Annotated in this window: 17 protein-coding genes, 11 tRNA genes and 1 pseudogene; 14 read left to right on the top strand and 15 right to left on the bottom strand. The window is 71.8% G+C overall.

The features are described 5' to 3' along the window. Positions 1–15: 15 nt before the first annotated feature. The 4 genes from treS to AB0B76_RS32010 are packed head-to-tail and all read left to right on the top strand — an operon-like array spanning position 16 to position 5,660. Positions 16–1,716 carry a maltose alpha-D-glucosyltransferase gene (gene treS / locus AB0B76_RS32025; RefSeq protein ID WP_360382436.1) on the top strand — a complete coding sequence of 567 codons (1,701 nt, stop codon included), beginning with the start codon at positions 16–18 and terminating at the stop codon, positions 1,714–1,716. A 23-nt stretch (positions 1,717–1,739) separates the two neighbouring features. Next, complete coding sequence (locus AB0B76_RS32020) at positions 1,740–3,077, top strand: maltokinase (RefSeq protein WP_360382434.1); 1,338 nt, start codon at positions 1,740–1,742, stop codon at positions 3,075–3,077. 8 nt (positions 3,078–3,085) lie between these two features. After that, entirely contained in the window at positions 3,086–5,194 is a 2,109-nt protein-coding gene (gene glgB, locus AB0B76_RS32015; RefSeq protein WP_360382432.1) for a 1,4-alpha-glucan branching protein GlgB, read from the top strand. 25 nt (positions 5,195–5,219) lie between these two features. Next, entirely contained in the window at positions 5,220–5,660 is a 441-nt protein-coding gene (locus tag AB0B76_RS32010; RefSeq protein ID WP_360382430.1) for an SRPBCC family protein, read from the top strand. A gap of 65 nt (positions 5,661–5,725) precedes the next feature. Here AB0B76_RS32010 and AB0B76_RS32005 read toward each other — a convergent pair whose 3' ends face one another. Then, positions 5,726–6,568 carry a nuclear transport factor 2 family protein gene (locus AB0B76_RS32005; RefSeq protein ID WP_360382429.1) on the bottom strand — a complete coding sequence of 281 codons (843 nt, stop codon included), beginning with the start codon at positions 6,566–6,568 and terminating at the stop codon, positions 5,726–5,728. A gap of 21 nt (positions 6,569–6,589) precedes the next feature. Here AB0B76_RS32005 and AB0B76_RS32000 point away from each other — a divergent pair, with 21 nt between their 5' ends. Continuing rightward, positions 6,590–7,405 carry a serine hydrolase gene (locus AB0B76_RS32000; protein ID WP_360382427.1) on the top strand — a complete coding sequence of 272 codons (816 nt, stop codon included), beginning with the start codon at positions 6,590–6,592 and terminating at the stop codon, positions 7,403–7,405. A gap of 10 nt (positions 7,406–7,415) precedes the next feature. Beyond that, positions 7,416–8,243 carry a transglutaminase domain-containing protein gene (locus AB0B76_RS31995; protein WP_360382426.1) on the top strand — a complete coding sequence of 276 codons (828 nt, stop codon included), beginning with the start codon at positions 7,416–7,418 and terminating at the stop codon, positions 8,241–8,243. Positions 8,244–8,260: 17 nt separating this feature from the next. Here AB0B76_RS31995 and AB0B76_RS31990 read toward each other — a convergent pair whose 3' ends face one another. After that, positions 8,261–8,548: a GGDEF domain-containing protein gene (locus AB0B76_RS31990; RefSeq protein WP_360382424.1), complete on the bottom strand. Its 288-nt coding sequence runs from the start codon at positions 8,546–8,548 to the stop codon at positions 8,261–8,263. A 298-nt stretch (positions 8,549–8,846) separates the two neighbouring features. Between AB0B76_RS31990 and AB0B76_RS31985 the strand changes: the two genes are divergently transcribed. From AB0B76_RS31985 to AB0B76_RS31975, 3 genes are read left to right on the top strand one after another with little or no spacing between them, the layout of a single operon-like run. Continuing rightward, positions 8,847–9,611 (top strand): C40 family peptidase, encoded by a 765-nt coding sequence (locus tag AB0B76_RS31985; protein ID WP_360382422.1) that lies wholly within the window; start codon positions 8,847–8,849, stop codon positions 9,609–9,611. Between the two features lie 40 nt (positions 9,612–9,651). Continuing rightward, positions 9,652–10,203, top strand: coding sequence for a hypothetical protein (locus tag AB0B76_RS31980; RefSeq protein WP_360382421.1), 552 nt, complete (start codon positions 9,652–9,654; stop codon positions 10,201–10,203). 24 nt (positions 10,204–10,227) lie between these two features. Then, positions 10,228–10,866 (top strand): GNAT family N-acetyltransferase, encoded by a 639-nt coding sequence (locus tag AB0B76_RS31975; protein WP_360382419.1) that lies wholly within the window; start codon positions 10,228–10,230, stop codon positions 10,864–10,866. 10 nt (positions 10,867–10,876) lie between these two features. Here AB0B76_RS31975 and AB0B76_RS31970 read toward each other — a convergent pair whose 3' ends face one another. Beyond that, positions 10,877–11,575, bottom strand: coding sequence for an SDR family oxidoreductase (locus tag AB0B76_RS31970; protein WP_360382417.1), 699 nt, complete (start codon positions 11,573–11,575; stop codon positions 10,877–10,879). 45 nt (positions 11,576–11,620) lie between these two features. Between AB0B76_RS31970 and AB0B76_RS31965 the strand changes: the two are divergent. From AB0B76_RS31965 to AB0B76_RS31955, 3 genes and pseudogenes are all read left to right on the top strand, one after another. Further along, positions 11,621–11,983, top strand: a pseudogene (locus AB0B76_RS31965) (methyltransferase domain-containing protein); the annotation flags it as partial. 100 nt (positions 11,984–12,083) lie between these two features. Continuing rightward, entirely contained in the window at positions 12,084–12,434 is a 351-nt protein-coding gene (locus AB0B76_RS31960) for a hypothetical protein (protein ID WP_360382457.1), read from the top strand. A 38-nt stretch (positions 12,435–12,472) separates the two neighbouring features. Then, a complete protein-coding gene (locus AB0B76_RS31955; RefSeq protein ID WP_360382416.1) occupies positions 12,473–12,994 on the top strand; it encodes an LURP-one-related family protein in 522 nt (173 codons plus the stop codon). 122 nt (positions 12,995–13,116) lie between these two features. Here AB0B76_RS31955 and AB0B76_RS31950 read toward each other — a convergent pair. From AB0B76_RS31950 to AB0B76_RS31895, 12 genes are all read right to left on the bottom strand, one after another. Beyond that, positions 13,117–13,188: transfer RNA gene (locus AB0B76_RS31950), tRNA-Cys, on the bottom strand. Positions 13,189–13,193: 5 nt separating this feature from the next. Continuing rightward, positions 13,194–13,266: transfer RNA gene (locus tag AB0B76_RS31945), tRNA-Arg, on the bottom strand. 4 nt (positions 13,267–13,270) lie between these two features. Next, positions 13,271–13,352, bottom strand: a tRNA-Tyr gene (locus AB0B76_RS31940). 63 nt (positions 13,353–13,415) lie between these two features. After that, a tRNA-Asn gene (locus tag AB0B76_RS31935) sits at positions 13,416–13,491 on the bottom strand. Positions 13,492–13,497: 6 nt separating this feature from the next. After that, positions 13,498–13,573 (bottom strand) — tRNA-Met (locus AB0B76_RS31930). 2 nt (positions 13,574–13,575) lie between these two features. Next, positions 13,576–13,648: transfer RNA gene (locus AB0B76_RS31925), tRNA-Lys, on the bottom strand. 4 nt (positions 13,649–13,652) lie between these two features. Next, positions 13,653–13,727: transfer RNA gene (locus AB0B76_RS31920), tRNA-Glu, on the bottom strand. Positions 13,728–13,745: 18 nt separating this feature from the next. Continuing rightward, positions 13,746–13,819: transfer RNA gene (locus AB0B76_RS31915), tRNA-Leu, on the bottom strand. A 3-nt stretch (positions 13,820–13,822) separates the two neighbouring features. Beyond that, a tRNA-Gly gene (locus AB0B76_RS31910) sits at positions 13,823–13,900 on the bottom strand. Between the two features lie 19 nt (positions 13,901–13,919). Further along, positions 13,920–13,991 (bottom strand) — tRNA-Asp (locus AB0B76_RS31905). Positions 13,992–13,996: 5 nt separating this feature from the next. Continuing rightward, positions 13,997–14,068 (bottom strand) — tRNA-Ala (locus AB0B76_RS31900). Between the two features lie 140 nt (positions 14,069–14,208). Continuing rightward, the gene (locus AB0B76_RS31895; protein ID WP_360382414.1) at positions 14,209–14,376 is read right to left on the bottom strand and encodes a hypothetical protein; all 168 of its coding nucleotides are present in this window, start codon (positions 14,374–14,376) and stop codon (positions 14,209–14,211) included. 53 nt (positions 14,377–14,429) lie between these two features. Here AB0B76_RS31895 and AB0B76_RS31890 point away from each other — a divergent pair, with 53 nt between their 5' ends. Together AB0B76_RS31890 and AB0B76_RS31885 are read left to right on the top strand one after the other, a co-directional pair. Continuing rightward, the gene (locus AB0B76_RS31890; protein WP_360382413.1) at positions 14,430–14,921 is read left to right on the top strand and encodes an HAD domain-containing protein; all 492 of its coding nucleotides are present in this window, start codon (positions 14,430–14,432) and stop codon (positions 14,919–14,921) included. Between the two features lie 25 nt (positions 14,922–14,946). Next, the gene (locus tag AB0B76_RS31885; protein WP_360382411.1) at positions 14,947–16,503 is read left to right on the top strand and encodes an LLM class flavin-dependent oxidoreductase; all 1,557 of its coding nucleotides are present in this window, start codon (positions 14,947–14,949) and stop codon (positions 16,501–16,503) included. The last annotated feature ends 26 nt before the right edge of the window (positions 16,504–16,529 follow it).

Raw genomic sequence — 16,529 nt, 5'->3', positions numbered from 1 at the left:
CAAGGTGGGTACAGCATGAGCGATGCAGTCGAGCACCCGTCGTCAAGCGACTTCGGCCACGCGCGGGGACTGCCCGCCGAGGAGCGCTGGTTTCAGCGGGCGGTCTTCTACGAGGTACTGGTGCGCGCCTTCGCCGACTCCAACGCGGACGGCGCCGGGGACCTCAAGGGGCTCATCGGCCAGCTCGACTATCTGCAGTGGCTCGGCGTGGACTGCCTGTGGCTGCCGCCGTTCTACGACTCGCCGCTGCGCGACGGCGGGTACGACATCCGGGACTTCTACAAGGTCCTGCCCGAGTTCGGCACCGTCGAGGACTTCGTCGACCTCCTCGACGCGGCCCACAAGCGCGGCATCCGGGTCATCACCGACCTGGTCATGAACCACACCTCGGACTCCCACCAGTGGTTCCAGGAGTCCCGGCGCGACCCCGACGGCCCCTACGGCGACTACTACGTGTGGTCCGACACCGACAAGGCCTACAGCGACGCCCGGGTCATCTTCGTCGACACCGAGGAGTCCAACTGGACGTTCGACCCGGTGCGGCGGCAGTTCTTCTGGCACCGGTTCTTCTCCCACCAGCCCGACCTCAACTACGCCAACCCTGACGTCCAGCGCGAGATGGTCGACGTGCTGCGGTTCTGGCTGGACCTGGGCATCGACGGCTTCCGGCTCGACGCGGTGCCGTACCTGTTCGAGGCCGAGGGCACCAACTGCGAGAACCTGCCGGAGACGCACGAGTTCCTGCGCCGCTGCCGCAAGGTCGTCGACGACGAGTTCCCGGGCCGGGTCCTGCTCGCCGAGGCCAACCAGTGGCCGGCCGACGTCGTGGAGTACTTCGGCGATGGCGACGAGTGCCACATGGCGTTCCACTTCCCGCTCATGCCGCGCATCTTCATGGCGGTGCGGCGCGAGTCGCGCTTCCCGATCTCGGAGATCCTGGCCCACACCCCGCAGATCCCCGGCAACTGCCAGTGGGGCATCTTCCTGCGCAACCACGACGAGCTGACCCTGGAGATGGTCACCGACGAGGAGCGCGACTACATGTACGCGGAGTACGCCAAGGACCCGCGCATGCGCGCCAACGTCGGCATCCGGCGCCGGCTGGCCCCGCTGCTGGAGAACGACCGCAACCAGATCGAGCTGTTCACCGCCCTGCTGCTGTCGCTGCCCGGCTCGCCGGTGCTGTACTACGGCGACGAGATCGGCATGGGCGACAACATCTGGCTCGGCGACCGCGACGGCGTGCGCACCCCGATGCAGTGGACCCCGGACCGCAACGCCGGCTTCTCCCAGGCCAACCCGGGCCGGCTCTACCTGCCGGCGATCCAGGACCACGTCTACGGCTACCAGGCCGTCAACGTCGAGGCGCAGAAGGAGAACTCCACCTCCGTACTCAACTGGACCCGCACGATGCTGCAGGTCCGCCGCCGCCACGAGGCGTTCGCCGCCGGCGAGTTCCGCGAGCTGGGCGGCTCCAACCCTTCGATCCTGGCGTTCGTGCGCATACACGGCGAAGACGTCGTGCTGTGCGTGAACAACCTGTCGCGGTTCCCTCAGCCGATCGAGCTGAACCTGCAGAACTGGGCGGGCTACACACCCATCGAGCTCACGGGGCACGTCCAGTTCCCGCCGGTCGGTCAGCTGCCGTACCTGCTGACCCTCCCGGGGCACGGTTTCTACTGGTTCCAGCTGACCGCACCGGTCGAGCAGAGCTGATAGCACAGGCAATGAGGATGGCCATGACTTCTCTGCCGTACACCGACTGGCTGCCGCATCAGCGGTGGTACGCGGGGCGCACCCGCACCCTCACGAAGGCCGAGCCCGCCGTCGTGACGCACCTGCCCGACGGGCTCGACCACGTGCTGCTCGACGCCCACTACGAGGACGGCGGCTCGGAGCGGTACCAGGTCTTCATCGGCTGGAACCTCGACGTCGCCGCGGAGCTGTCCGCGGCCGCCCTCATCGGCGCCGACGGCGACCGCACCGCCTCCGACGCCCTCTACGACGAGCACTCGGCCCAGCGCGTCCTCGCGCTCATCGACACCGGCGCGGTCGTCGACGGGGTCCGGTTCGTGCCCGAGCCCGGGGTGGCGCTGCCGGTCGACGCGCCCGCCCGCATCTCCGGCGCCGAGCAGAGCAACACGTCCGTCGTCTTCGACAGCGCCGCGATCCTCAAGGCGTTCCGCCGCGTCACCGCCGGGGTGAACCCCGACCTCGAGCTCAACCGCGTGCTCGCCCGGGCCGGCTGCCCCAACGTGGCCCGGCTGCTGGGCGCGATCGAGAGCACCACCCCCGAGGGTGAGCACCTGGCCCTGGCGATGGTGACGGAGTACGCGCAGAACTCCGCCGAGGGCTGGGCGATGGCCACCACCAGCGCCCGCGACCTGTACGCCGAGCACGACCTGAACCCCGACGAGGTCGGCGGCGACTTCGCCAGCGAGTCCAACCGGCTCGGCGAGGCCGTCGCGCACGTGCACGGTACCCTCGCCGCCGAGCTGGCCACGCAGAGCGCTCCCCCGCCGGTCGAGTCGATGCTGGCCCGCCTCGACAGCGCCATGCGCGTCGTGCCCGACCTCGAGCCGTTGGCCGGCCAGATCGCCGCCATGCTGCGCACCGCCGGCGAGGAGCCGGTGCGCACCCAGCGCATCCACGGCGACCTGCACCTCGGCCAGGTCCTGCGGACCCCCGAGTCGTGGTTGCTGATCGACTTCGAGGGTGAGCCCGGAGTGGCGGTGGAAGAGCGTCTGAAGCCGGATTCGGTACTGCGGGACGTCGCCGGCATGCTGCGCTCCTACGAGTACGCCGCCTTCCAGCTCCTGCTCGGCCAGGAGGACGACGAGGAGCTCGCCCGCCGGGCCCGGCAGTGGGTCGACCGTAACCGGGACGCATTCTGCGACGGCTATGCTGCCGCCGCCGGGTACGACCCGCGCGACGACCGTGCGCTGCTGCGCGCCTACGAGCTGGACAAGGCGGTCTACGAGAGCGCGTACGAGGCTCGGCACCGGCCGGGCTGGCTGCGGATCCCCCTGCAGTCGATCGAGCGCATGCTGAACGGTTCCGACCTGACGACAAGGTGAGCACTCCTATGAATCTCGACGACCTCATCGCCGGCCGGTCCCACGACCCGCACGGCATCCTCGGCGCGCACCCCGGCCCGGACGTGACAGTCATCCGGGCCGTACGCCGCGGTGCCGCGGACGTGGCCGCCGTCGTCGACGGCGAGCGCTACCCGATGACCCAGGTGCACGGCGAAGGGGTGTTCGAGGTCGAGGTGCCGGGGGTCGTCAGCGACTACCGCATCGACGCCGACGGCACGCTGACCGACGACCCGTACCGGCACCTGCCGACCCTCGGCGACCTCGACCTGCACCTCATCCAGGAGGGCCGGCACGAGCGGCTGTGGACCGTCCTCGGCGCCCAGGTGCGCCCCGGCGGTGTCGCGTTCGCGGTGTGGGCGCCCAACGCCCGCGGTGTGCGGGTCGTCGGCGACTTCACCGGCTGGGGCGCGCACGACGGGCTGCCGATGCGTTCGCTCGGCGGCAGCGGCGTGTGGGAGCTGTACGTCCCGGACGCGGGCGCCGGCCAGAAGTACAAATTCCGGCTCCTGACCCCCGACAACGACTGGGTGGAGAAGGCCGACCCGCTCGCCCAGCACACCGAGCTCCCGCCGGCCACCGCGAGCGTCGTCTACAGCTCGGCGTACGACTGGAAGGACGCCGACTGGATCGCCGCGCGCGCCGAGCGCCGCACACACGAGGAGCCGGTCAGCATCTACGAGGTGCACCTGGGCTCGTGGCGGCCCGGCCTGTCCTACCTGGAGCTCGCCGACCAGCTCACCGAGTACGTCAAGGACATGGGCTTCACGCACGTGGAGTTCCTGCCCGTCATGGAGCACCCGTTCGGCGGCTCCTGGGGCTACCAGGTCACCGGCTACTACGCCCCGACCGCGCGCTTCGGCTCGCCGGACGAGTTCCGCCACCTGGTCGACAAGCTCCACCAGGCCGACATCGGCGTCATCCTCGACTGGGTGCCCGCGCACTTCCCCAAGGACTCGTGGGCGCTGGCCCGGTTCGACGGGACGCCGCTGTACGAGCACGGCGACTGGCGCCGCGGCGAGCACCCGGACTGGGGCACGCTCATCTTCGACTTCGGCCGCAGCGAGGTGCGCAACTTCCTCGTCGCCAACGCCCTGTACTGGTGCGAGGAGTTCCACGCCGACGCGCTGCGGGTCGACGCCGTAGCCTCGATGCTGTACCTGGACTACTCCCGCGAGGACGGGCAGTGGGCGCCGAACCAGTACGGCGGCCGGGAGAACCTCGACGCGATCTCCTTCCTGCAGGAGGCGAACGCGACCGTCTACAAGCACCACCCCGGCATCATGATGATCGCCGAGGAGTCGACGGCCTGGCTCGGCGTCACCCGCCCGACCGACTCCGGCGGCCTCGGCTTCGGCTTCAAGTGGAACATGGGCTGGATGCACGACACGCTGACGTACGTCGCGAAGGACCCGATCTACCGCCAGTACCACCACAACCAGATGACGTTCGCGACCGTCTACGCGTGGAGCGAGAACTACGTCCTGCCGATCAGCCACGACGAGGTCGTGCACGGCAAGGGCTCGCTCGTGGGCAAGATGCCCGGCGACCTGTGGAAGAAGATCGCCAACGCGAGGGCGCTGCTGGCGTACATGTGGTCCTTCCCCGGCAAGCAGCTGCTCTTCATGGGCTGCGAGCTGGGCGACGAGCAGGAGTGGAGCGAGGAGCGCGGCCTGGACTGGGGCCTGGTGCAGGACCCGCTGCGCGGCGGCCTGCAGCACCTGGTGCGCGACCTCAACGCGGCGTACCGCCGCACGCCGGCCCTTTGGAGCCAGGACATCACGCCGGACGGCTTCCGCTGGATCAACAACGAGGACTCGGGCGGCAACGTGTTCTCGTACCTGCGCTGGGGCGGCGACGGCTCGGTCGTGGCGGTGGTGGTGAACTTCGCGGCGCACCCGCACTACGGCTACCGCATCGGCCTGCCGTTCACGGGCCGCTGGCTGGAGATCCTGAACACGGACGCGGACGTCTACGGCGGCTCGGGCGTGGGGAACATGGGCTCGGTGGAGGCGACGGGGCAGCCGCACAACGGCCTGCCGGCGTCGGCCGAGATCCGGATCCCGCCGCTGGGCGCCCTGTGGCTCAAGCTCGGTTAGTTCCGGCGGGTCGTACGCTGCCCTCATGAGCGTGGATTTCCGCGACACCATCACGATCGCGGCCCCGGCAACGGTGGCCGGCGACATCATGAAGGCGGTCCAGGACTGGCCGTCCTGGACCGCGTCGGTGTCCCATGTGGACCGCAAGGCGACGGGCCCCCTGACGACGGGCGAGACCGTGGTGGTGACCCAGCCGAAGCTGCGCCCGGGCACCTGGACGGTGACGAGGGTCGACTCCAACGGCTTCGAGTGGTCCTCGTCCTCGGTCCCGGGCGTACACAACATCGGCGGCCACTGGGCCGTCGACAACGGCGACGGAACGTGCACGGCCGAGCTGACCTTGTCCTTCGCGGGCCCCTTGGCCAGGGCGGTAACCGTCTTCTACGGCAGCCTGATCCGTAGATACATCCGGATGGAGGCCGAGGGCCTGCGCAAGGCCGCAGAGGCGGTGGCCGGCGGAGAGTGACGGTTCCGGACCGTCTTGCCCGCGAGCCTGGACCCGATGCCGATCTTCGGGGAGCTGTTCGCCGCTCAGCCGCCCGCCTGAGCCTCCATCCGCACCACGCGCCCCTCCACCACCGTGAAGACGTCCGTGGCCACGGCCGTGTGCTCGGTACCGTCGGCCAGCACCCCGTGCACGCGGTGCACGACGACGATGGAGTCCCCGGCGCGCGCCGCCGCCGGCGACGAGTGCAGCTCGCGCCAGCTGTCGTAGGACGCCTGCAGGTACCGGGCGACCGCTGCGCGCCCGTCGTGGCGGCCGCCGTCGGGGAACTCGTCGGGCTCGATCCACACCACGTCGGGGGCGAGGTCGCGCACGGCGGCGGCGATGTCGCCCGCGGCGAAGGCGGCGTAGGCGCGCAGCACGAGGTCGATGTCGGGGTCCATGGGCACAATGCTGTACGAGCCCTGCGGTGTCGTGTGCGCCGGCGCGGGCCGGTTCGTGTTCGCTGTGTGCGAATGCACCCGCGCGCCCGACGGGCCGCGGCGCGAGATGACCGGGAACGGGACGAGGCGGATCGGCGGCGGCGGTACCGTCAGGCGGCCCGACCCCCACCGCACCCACAGCGCCTCGCGCCCGGCGGCCGCCTCGGCGGCGAGCTTGTCCAGGGTGCGCCTCCGGTCGGCGTGGTCCACCTCGATGACGAGCGGCGGCGCGGACGGCCGGGCGACGCCGACGTCGACGACGGAGAACTGCTGCTCGTACGGCGGGGGCAGCGGCACGACACTGCGCGCCCGGCGGTACGCGCGCCAGCCCGAGGCCGTCGCCCACTCGACGGTCGCGGCGATGAGCAGCTCGGTGACCTCGTCGGTGCCGCGGTCGGCGAACGTGAGCCGGTCCAGGTGTTCCTGCAGCGCGGCCACGACGTCCATGGCAGGAACCCTAAACTGCCGATGATGGCCCTCGTTCACGTCCGCCGGGCGTACGCACGGCAGAAGCGCCGCGCGGGCGGGGACTGGCACGCCCGGATCACCCTCGGGTCCACCGTCGCGGTCGAGGACGACGACGAGCGGCTCATCAAGGGGTACAGCATCCAGAAACTGGCCCTCGCCTGCGCCCTGCTGGCCAAGGCCGACCGCGGCGAGCTGGATCCGGGCCGGCGCGTGCGCCTCGAAAGAGCCGACGTCATCGGCGGTTCCGGGTTGTACCATCTGCAGCCCGTCCACGGCGACGAGCTCACGGTCGCGGGCGTCCTCACGGCGCTGCTGCTCGTGTCCGACAACACCGCGGTGCGCCTGTGCGGGCGGCTCGTCCCGGGCCCGGAGGTCAACGAGATCCTCGCCTCGCTGGGGTTCGCCCGCACCCGTGTCGAGCCCACCGCCGACCCGGCCCGCTTCTTCCTCGGCGACACGACCGCGCGCGAGACCCACGACCTGCTCGCGCGCCTGGCCGCGGGCACGCTGCTGAGCCCGCAGAGCAGCGCGTTCATGCTGGGCGTGCTGCGCGCGGCGGCCGGCTACCACGACGGCGTGCGCCGCGACCTGTCCGGCCCGGCCCGCGCCCGCGTGGCCACGAAGCACGGCGCGGACCGCGACACCCGCGGCGCGGCCCGGCACGAGGCCGGCGTCTTCTTCGCGGAGGACGGCACCCCGGCCGTGGTGTACAGCCTGTTCGCGGACGGTCTGCCGGCCGCGGCCGACTACGGCCCGACCCACCCGGCCGTCCGCGCCCACGCCGCGCTAGGGCGGATCATGCTCGGGAGTTGCTAGGTTCATTTTTATGTTGCAGCGGTACCGCGAGCAGTCGCGCTTCAGCGACCCCGGCCGGTTCGGCGAGCTCCTTGACGAGCTGCCCACCGACGTGCCCGGGCTGATGGCGGTGGTGCGCAACCTGGTCGTGCACTACCGGGCGTCCGGGATCGCGTTCGACGGGGGGCGGCTCGCCGAGATCGACTCGCGCTGGGTCGCCCGGATGCTGGAGCTCGACCAGGGGCGGTTCCCGCTGCCGCTGCGCGAGCCGCGGCCCGTGGAGCAGCGGGTGCTGGGCTGCTGCCGCGACTTCACGCTGCTCACGATCGCGGCGCTGCGCCGGCGGGGGGTGCCGGCGCGCAGCCGGGTCGGGTTCTCGCCGTACTTCGCCGAGGACTGGAACTACGACCATGTCGTCGCCGAGTACTGGAACGGCACGCGGTGGGTGCTCGCCGACGCGCAGCTGGAGCCGGGAGATTACCCGTTCAACACCGCGGACCTCCCGCAGTTCATCACCGCCGCGCAGGCGTGGACGGCGCACCGGCGCGGGCTGATCGACGCGGACCGCTACGGCGTCGACCCGGCGCTGCCGTTCCACGGCCACCAGTTCCTGCTCGACTCGGTGCTGCTGGAGGTCGCCCACCGCCACGGCGACGAGGCGCTGCTGTGGGACCAGTGGGGGGCGATCACCGACCGTACGGCGGACGAGCTGGCCGAGCTGCTGCTGGCCGCGGACCGCGGGGACGCCTCGGCGGAGCGGGGCCTGGCGAAGCGGTACGAGACCGATCCGTCGCTGCGCCTGGCGAAGCGGGTGCACTGCATGTCCCCGAGCGGCTTCGACGGCTGGGTGTCGATCTAGCGAGGCCCCGGGCACAGCTAGAACGAGACGCGGCCCTTGCCGCCGGTCTTCACGGGGTACATGGCCTGGTCGGCGTCGTGCATGAGGGCGTCGATGGGCACCTCGCCGTCCCACCGGCTCACGCCGATGCTGGCGCGCGGGGTGCAGCGGACGGTGACGGTGCTGCCGCGGTGACCCTGGTAGGCGGTGTAGGGGGCGCAGCCGGGGTCGGCGGCGGGGCTCTCGGCGCCGGGGGTGCCGCACGCGGCGAGCGCGACGAGGGTCGCGGCTACGGCGGCGACCCTCGGTACCGCGGCCAGACCCATGAATGCCGCATAAGCGCGTAAAGCCTCCCGAATCAGGCGGGTCTGGGATGCGCAACCGGGACGTCCCAACGGCCGGAAAAGGTTGTCCGGTCGGTGCGGACAAATCCGTTGATACCCACCCAGGTGTGGGTGAGATAGGTGGTGAGGAATGTCACGAGGGGGTTCCGGCGCGTCACATCCGGCCTAGCGTCGCGAACGGCCCTGCTTGGGGCTGGCAGTACGAAAACAACCGTTTCGCCCGGTACTTCGGGTCAGCTCCGGCCACCACGTGCGGCGCCTCCGCCCGAGACACGCGAGAGTGCACCGGGCCGACCGTGGAGCCGAACTGAACGCACGCCAGCCGCTGCACCGCATTGCAGCAGGCACCGCTGCCCTTGCCCTTTCCGCCGTCTGGCTCGGCCCTTCCGCCTCTGCCGCGGCCCAACCCGCACCACCCGCACCACACGCGTCGACGCAGACGGAGTCGTCCGAGACGGCCCAGCCGGGCTCGCCCGCTCCGACGCTCGCCGAGCAGGAGGCCCTGCTCGCCGCCTACGAGCGCGTCGACCGCGCCCACCGCGACCAGTACGTCCGCCTCGCCGCCTCGGTGCGCGACGCGGCGGTCGCCCCGGCCCCGCCGCCCGCCCCGGCGCAGACCAAGACGACGACGCAGAAGAAGTCGACGACTTCGCAGAACAAGACCACGAAGTCCACGACGTCGTCGAAGACCACCACGTCGGTCGCTCCCCCTTCCGGGGCCGCCGGCACGGTGGTGTCGTTCGCGCTCGCGCAGGTCGGCAAGCCCTACGTGTACGCGAAGGCGGGCCCCGACGCCTACGACTGCAGCGGCCTGGTGATGGCCGCGTACGCCCGGGTCGGCATCAAGCTGCCGCACCAGAGCGAGCAGATCGCGGCCAAGGGCCGGCAGGTACCGGCCGGGCAGTGGATGCCGGGTGACGTCATCCACATGCCCGGGCACGTCGCCATCTACCTCGGCGGCGGCAAGATGGTCGAGGCGGCGAACCCGTCGGCCGGCATCCGCGTCGCCCCGGTGCGCGGCGGCACGGCGTACCGCTTCCTGTAGTCCGATCCGGTCCGGCCCGCGCGGCGCATTCTCCTCAGGAGTGTGCCCGCGCGGGCCGATCATCCTGCTCGACGGCTCCGCGTACTTCACCGACTCGCGGCAGGCGGTGCTGTACAAGGTGACGAACGGCCGCCACGCCGAGCTGCCGGAGTCGTTCACGACGCTCGCCCTCACCGGCGACTTCGTGCTCACGCCGGGCGTCAACAACCTCAACGGCATCGCCGCGACGCCCGACGGCCGGGCGCTGATCGCCGTGCAGTCCAACACCGGCCTGCTGTTCCGCATCGACCCGCGCACCGGCGCCACGCGCCGCATCGACACCGGCGGCCGCACGTTCGTCAACGGCGACGGGCTCTGGCTGGCCGGGCGCACGCTGTACGTGGTGCAGAACCGCGACAACACCGTGGTCGCGCTCGAGCTCGACCGCGCCGGCACGACGGGCCGCGTCCGGGCCCAGCGCAGCGACCCGCGCTTCGACGTGCCGACGACGATCGCGCAGTTCGGGCACCGGTTGTACCTGCCCAACGCCCGCTTCACCACGCCCCCGGCCGCGGACACGGCCTACACCGCGGTGTCCATCGCCGCGTTCTGACCACCCGTCTGCCAGGCTGGTCCGATGGGCGAAGCACTGGCGGACCTGCTCGACGCCGCCGCCGCGGGCCGTTTTCCCCCCGCGGACGGCGGCGTCACCTTCACGCCCCAGCCGAGCGCGCGCGACGCCGGCGTCATCGCGTTCACCGCGCACTCCGTGATCTTCGTCGACGAGGACCCGGACTGGCTGCGCGCCGAGCTCGCGGCGACGGGCAGCGACCAGCTCGCGGCCCCGATGCACCCCCGCTTCCTGGCCGCGCTGCTGCGGCGCACCGGCCGCCGGACCGACACCATCGACCTGCTGACCGTCGCCACCGCCCGGCCCGGGCCGCCGCCCCTGGCCCTGCGCGAGCTCGGCGACCCGGACCATCCGCGGGTGGTGCGGGCCCGCCACCACCGCGACGACGTGCGGGTCTGGTCCGCCGACGGCGGGCTGCTGGTGCTCGGGCGCGGGGTGGCGGGCCGGTGGGAGGCCGCCGTCGAGGTCGACGAGCGCGTGCGGCACCGGGGGCTCGGCCGGGCCCTGGCGGCCGCGGCCCGGCACCTGGTGCCGGGCGGGGCGCCGGTGTGGGCCCAGCAGGCGCCGGGCAACGCGCGCAGCGTCCGCGCCTTCCAGGCCGCCGGCTACCGCCCGGCCGGCGCCGAGGCTCTCCTGACCTACTGACCAGCTGACGTCAACCCAGCTGCGGGTACACCATCCGGACGTCCGCGGCCAGGGCCGCCTTCGCCTGCACCGCCGCGTCGTCCACGAGGATCTCCAGGTCGCCGCGCTCGATGCCGTCGGCGACCGCGGCCGCGACGAACTCCGGCGCGAGCTTGGGCACGTCCCACTGGCGCATCATGTCGGTGTCGGCCGCCCCGAGGTGCACCCCGCTCACGACCGTCCCCTGCGCGGCGAGTTCGAGGCGGACGCCGTTGGTCAGGCTCCACTCGGCGGCCTTCGCCGCGCTGTACGAGGTCGCGTGCAGGTACGTCACCCACGACAGCGCCGACAGCACGTTGACCACGGCCCCGCCACCGCCGGCCGCGAGCACCGGCGCGAACGCGCGCACCATGCGCAGCGTGCCGAAGTAGTGCGTCTCCATCTCCAGCCGCACGTCGTCGAGCGGGCCGTCGACGAGGTTCGTGAACGTCGCGACCCCGGCGTTGTTCACCAGCAGCGTCACGTCGGACGCGGCGGCGGCCGCGGCGTCGACGGACGCCTGGTCGGTCACGTCGAGCGGCAGCACGACGGCCCCCGGCACGTCGACCCCCGCGGGGTTGCGCGCGGTCGCGTAGACCTTGGCCCCGCGCGCGACGAGCTCGCGCGCGATGTGCAGCCCGAGCCCGCGCCCGGCCCCGGTGACCAGCGCGACGGCGGCGTTCAGCTCCATACGGTTACCTCCCGAGATGATCCCGTCACGCTAGGACATCGCCGCATGAACAACTTCGCCGTTCAGGTTCGTCCTGCCGCCCGGTTCAGACGGTGCCGGCAGGCCGTATGGGATCGTCGGGGCATGGACGAAGGGCTGCGGTTCGGCGAGGTGGCGGAGGTCTACGAGGACGCGCGGCCCGGCTACGCGCCCGGGCTGGCCGAAGCCATCGCCGCCTACCACGGCCGGGCGCCGCGCGACGTGCTCGAGATCGGGGCCGGCACCGGCAAGGGCACCGCGGTCCTGCACGCCCTCGGCGGGCGCCTGACCTGCGTCGAGCCCGACCCGCGGATGGCGGCCCGGCTGCGGCCGCGCTTTCCCGGGGCGACCGTGCTCGTCGCGCCGTTCGAGGACGCCGGCGCCGGGCCCGCCGACGTCGTCGGGTGCGCCCTCGCGTGGCACTGGCTCGACCCGGCGCGGCGCAACCGGCTGGCGTTTCGACGCGCTGCGGCCCGGCGGCACGCTCGCCGTGTTCGGCCACCGCTACGGCTACGCCGACCCCGCCCACGCGCGGGCGTTCGACGCGGCCTTCGCGACGGTGGATCAGACCCCCGCGGCGGTACGCGACGACGCCTGGGTCCACGCCGACGTCCTCGCGTCCGGGTTGTGGGGCGACGTGCGCGGGCACGCCACGAGCCGGACCCTGCCGATGGACACCGGGGCGTACCTGCGGCTGGTGCGCACGTTCGGGCCGTTCCGCGCCAAGAGCCCGGCCGCGCAGGAGCACACCCTGGAGGTCCTCGCCGCGACGCTTGACGCGCTCGGCGGCGGCACGGTGCTCGACCTGCGCGGCTTCCTGGTCCTGGCCCGCCGGGGCTGAGCCGGGCGGGAGTGGCGCCGCGGGCCGACAATTGACGCATGTATGTCATCAAGGAGCGCTTCTTCGACGTCGGCGACGACTTCGACGTCACCGACGACCACGGGCGCAAGGTCCTGCACGTCGACGGCAAGGTGCTGAGCCTGCGCGACCGGCTCGTCATCGAGGACCCGTCCGGCAACGAGGTGGCCTCCGTGCGCCGCAAGCTGATCGCGCTGCGCCCGACGTACCAGATCGAGATCGGCGGCGAGGAGGCCGGCGAGGTGCGCAAGAAGCTCTTCACGCCGTTCCGCGAGAAGTTCACCATCGACGTGCCGGGCCCGGACGACCTCACCATGTCCGGCGACCTCTTCGACCACGAGTTCACGGTGGAGCGCGGCGACCGCGAGGTGGCCCAGGTCTCCAAGCGCTGGCTGAGCATCCACGACAGCTACGCGGTGAACATCGCCGACGGCGAGAACCACCTGCTGGTCCTGTGCGCGGTGCTCGCCCTGGAGCTGGCGATCCAGCGCGACAAGGACGAGGAGCAGGAAAAGAAGGACCGGCGGGACGACGACGACTGAGCGGGAGGGTTTGTCGCAGGCCCCGGTGTCGATCCGGGCACTCCGCCCTTATGAGGGGCGGCCGAGCAGCCGACGCTCCGCCTGCGGTGGACGGTCCACAGTGGATGGCAACACGCGTTGAGAGGCCATAGCCGGATTCGAACCGGCATGTCTCGTTTTGCAGGCGAGCCCCTTGACCACTCGGGCATATGGCCGTGCGCGCCTCCGGCTGGATTCGAACCAGCGGCCTTCAGGTTCGGAACCTGATGCTCTCTCCGCTGAGCTACGAAGGCGAGGTGCGGGCGGAGGGATTCGAACCCCCTGAGCGCTTGCAACTGGGTTACGGCCAGTCCCGACTCTCCAGCGTCGGCGCGCCCGCGAGGGACGGGACCGGCCGGCCCCCCGTTAGAACGCGGCCGGCCCCGTCGCGGTGGTGCGATGGTGGCTCCGATGCCCGGATTCGAACCGGGACCTGGACGGTTAACAGCCGTCTGCCCTGCCGGTTGGGCGACATCGGAACGTAGAGGCAGGGGCGGGATTCGAACCCGCGGTTTCCGGCTTATGAGACCGGCGAGGACGACCGAACTCCTCCACCCTGCAAGTGCGCCGCCGGGGACTCGAACCCCGAACACGCCGATTAAGAGTCGGCTGCTCTACCCGTTGAGCTAGCGGCACGTCGAAGCGCGGACGGGACTCGAACCCGCAACGTTCCGGGGTGAAAACCCGGTGACTCTTCCCATTCGTCCACCGCGCCGTGTCACACGCGAACCAGTGCCCCCGGCGCGATTCGAACGCGCACCGTCGACGTCCTCAACGTCGTGCCTCTGCCTGTTGGGCCACGAGGGCGTGTGGAGCGGCAGCCGGGATTCGAACCCGGGGCCTCCGCCATGGCGAGGCGGCGCTCTGACCGGACTGAGCTACAACCGCATGATCACTACAAACTGCGCACCGTCGACCGGGTTCGAACCGGCGGCCTCGGCCTCGACAGGGCCTTGCTCTACCACTGAGCTACGACGGCAAAAGTGGACCCGAGCGGATTTGAACCGCTGACCGTCGGTCTGCCAGACCGATGCGCTACCGCTGCGCCACGAGCCCATTTGCGTGTGCCATCCACTGTGTATTTGTCAAAACGAACGAATGCACGAGGGCGCGCAGAATTGAATGGTGGCGAAAGGGTACGAAAAAGCCGCCCGGTCCCCGGTGGGGTGGGCGGCGGAGGCGTCGCTGACAGGCTGTCAGCCGCTCCACCGACCGGAGGTGTTATCGCCGTTCAGACAGGCATAACCGGCGACCGGAAGGACCAGGCCGCCCATGGCGTGCTTGGCTTCGAGTTCGCGGCGCCGCTGCATGGCTTCCTCCTTCTTCCGATCGTTCTTCCCGGTGCTGATGAATACGTTACGCATTCCCCGCGCCGCGCACAATGTATTTATCGCGGCCGTCGCGGTACCTTCCTTCCATGCAGGACGCAGCGCCGGTGTGGCTGCTCGACGTCGACGGGGTCATCAATGTCAAGCGCCCGGGCTGGGGCGCCGCGCCGTTCCAGGGCCGCGCGCACGCCCTAGGCGCGGAGTGGAAGCTGCGCTGGGCCCCGGGCCTCGTGCAGCGCATCCGCCGCCTGCACGGCGACGGCGTGGTCGAGGTGCGCTGGTGCTCGACGTGGTGCGCGTGGCCCGGCGAGGTCGAGCGGCTGTTCAAGCTGCCGGGCCTGGACCGGGCGTTCGGCGAGGTGCCGGACTTCTCGGTGGCCAAGCTCGCCGCGGCCCGGGCCGTGCTGCGCGAGGGTCGCCGGCTGGTGTGGACCGACGACGTCGAGGTGCCGGAGCCCGGGCCGCTCTACGACGAGCTCACGCGCGACGACCGGGCCCTGCTCATCCGGCCGGACCCGCGGCGCGGCCTCACCCCCGCACACTTGGACGTGATCGAGGAGTTCGCTAAGCTTTGCCCGTGAACCTTCTGCACGAAAGATTATCTGCATGACCGACTACGGCCACGACCTGCGCTTCGGGACCTTCCTGCCCGCCGAGGCCGCCAACGCCGCCGAGGCGCTGCGGCTCGCGGTGCGCACCGAGGAGCTCGGCCTCGACATGACGAGCCTGCAGGACCACCCGTACCAGGCCCGCTTCCTCGACTCCTGGACGCAGCTGTCGGTCATCGCCGCGCACACCGAGCGGATCACGGTGTTCCCGAACGTCGTCAACCTGCCGCTGCGCCCGCCCGCGGTGCTGGCCCGGGCCGCGGCGAGCCTCGACCTGCTCACCGGCGGCCGGGTCGAGCTCGGCCTGGGCGCGGGCGCGTTCTGGGACGCGATCGAGGGCATGGGCGGACCGCGGCGCACCGGCGGCGAGGCGCTCAAGGCCCTGGAGGAGGCGATCGCGGTCATCCGGGCGCTGTGGAGCGACGAGCGCTCGGCCCGCGTCGACGGCGAGCATTACCGGCTCCAGGGCGCGCACCCCGGCCCCGGCGCGGCGCACGACATCGGCATCTGGGTCGGCGCGATCAAGCCGCGGGCGCTCGCGCTCACCGGCCGGCTCGCCGACGGGTGGCTGCCCAGCTCGCCGTACGTGCCGCCGGAGCAGCTCGCCGAGTCCAACCGGCGCATCGACGAGGCCGCGGACGCGGCGGGCCGGCGACCCCGGGACGTGCGCCGCCTGTACAACATCGCCGGCACCTTCCGCGGCGACGGCCGCGAGTTCCTCCAGGGCCCGCCGAAGGTGTGGGTGGAGCAGCTCGCCGAGCTGGCGGTCACCGAGGGCATGAGCGCGTTCATCCTCATGGCCCAGGCCGGCGGCGACAGCGACCTGGAGCGCTTCGCGCTGGAGGTGGTGCCGGCCGTGCGCGAGCTCGTCGCGGCCGAGCGCACCCACCCCGGGACAACCGCGGCGGTGGTACCCCCGGAGCCCGCACCGGCGCCGATCGAGGTCCGCGCCCACAACGAGACCCTCGCGACGCCGACGCCCGACGACGGCACCCGGCGCTCGAGCGAGCGGCCCTGGGACGAGTCCGAACGCCCGACCGGCCCGGCGAGCGACCTCGCCGTGCGCTACAGCGCCCGCCAGCGGGCGTCGGGCCAGCACCTCATCGACGTACACAATCATCTGCGTGAGGAGCTGGCCCAGCTGCAGGATCTCGTCGAGCAGGTCGCGGCCGGCGCGATGGACCTCGGCCGGGCCCGCTCGATGATCAACACGATGGCGATGCGGCAGAACAACTGGACCCTTGGCACGTACTGCGAGAGCTACTGCCGCGTGGTCACGACCCACCACACGATCGAGGACCTGAGCCTGTTCCCGCGCCTGCGGGCGGCCGACCCCGGGCTGGTGCCGGTCGTCGACCGCCTCGAGGCGGAGCACCACGTGATCGCCGAGGTCCTCGAGCGGGTCGACCAGGCGCTGGTGGCGATGGTCTCCAAGCCCGAGGGCATCGTCGCGGTGCGCTCCGCGGTCGACCTGCTCACCGACACACTGCTGTCGCACCTGTCGTACGAGGAGCGGGAGCTGGTCGAGCCGCTGAGCCGCTACAACGTGATGTGAGCGGTCCGGAGCGGAGCGGAGGGGCC

Source organism: Dactylosporangium sp. NPDC049140 (assembly GCF_040648435.1).
The sequence above is the reverse complement of the archived record's forward strand: the minus strand, read 5'-3'. Positions and strand labels throughout refer to the sequence as shown.

Excerpts from the sequence above, each read along its gene's own strand:
- AB0B76_RS32020 (WP_360382434.1), top strand. The coding sequence starts at position 1,740 with ATGACTTCTCTGCCGTACACCGACTGGCTGCCGCATCAGCGGTGGTAC.
- AB0B76_RS32010 (WP_360382430.1), top strand. The coding sequence starts at position 5,220 with ATGAGCGTGGATTTCCGCGACACCATCACGATCGCGGCCCCGGCAACG.
- AB0B76_RS31955 (WP_360382416.1), top strand. The coding sequence starts at position 12,473 with ATGTATGTCATCAAGGAGCGCTTCTTCGACGTCGGCGACGACTTCGAC.
- glgB (WP_360382432.1), top strand. The coding sequence starts at position 3,086 with ATGAATCTCGACGACCTCATCGCCGGCCGGTCCCACGACCCGCACGGC.
- AB0B76_RS31970 (WP_360382417.1), bottom strand. The coding sequence starts at position 11,575 with ATGGAGCTGAACGCCGCCGTCGCGCTGGTCACCGGGGCCGGGCGCGGG.
- AB0B76_RS31990 (WP_360382424.1), bottom strand. The coding sequence starts at position 8,548 with ATGGGTCTGGCCGCGGTACCGAGGGTCGCCGCCGTAGCCGCGACCCTC.
- AB0B76_RS31995 (WP_360382426.1), top strand. The coding sequence starts at position 7,416 with ATGTTGCAGCGGTACCGCGAGCAGTCGCGCTTCAGCGACCCCGGCCGG.
- AB0B76_RS31975 (WP_360382419.1), top strand. The coding sequence starts at position 10,228 with ATGGGCGAAGCACTGGCGGACCTGCTCGACGCCGCCGCCGCGGGCCGT.
- AB0B76_RS31885 (WP_360382411.1), top strand. The coding sequence starts at position 14,947 with ATGACCGACTACGGCCACGACCTGCGCTTCGGGACCTTCCTGCCCGCC.
- AB0B76_RS31890 (WP_360382413.1), top strand. The coding sequence starts at position 14,430 with ATGCAGGACGCAGCGCCGGTGTGGCTGCTCGACGTCGACGGGGTCATC.
- AB0B76_RS32000 (WP_360382427.1), top strand. The coding sequence starts at position 6,590 with ATGATGGCCCTCGTTCACGTCCGCCGGGCGTACGCACGGCAGAAGCGC.
- treS (WP_360382436.1), top strand. The coding sequence starts at position 16 with ATGAGCGATGCAGTCGAGCACCCGTCGTCAAGCGACTTCGGCCACGCG.
- AB0B76_RS32005 (WP_360382429.1), bottom strand. The coding sequence starts at position 6,568 with ATGGACGTCGTGGCCGCGCTGCAGGAACACCTGGACCGGCTCACGTTC.
- AB0B76_RS31895 (WP_360382414.1), bottom strand. The coding sequence starts at position 14,376 with ATGCGTAACGTATTCATCAGCACCGGGAAGAACGATCGGAAGAAGGAG.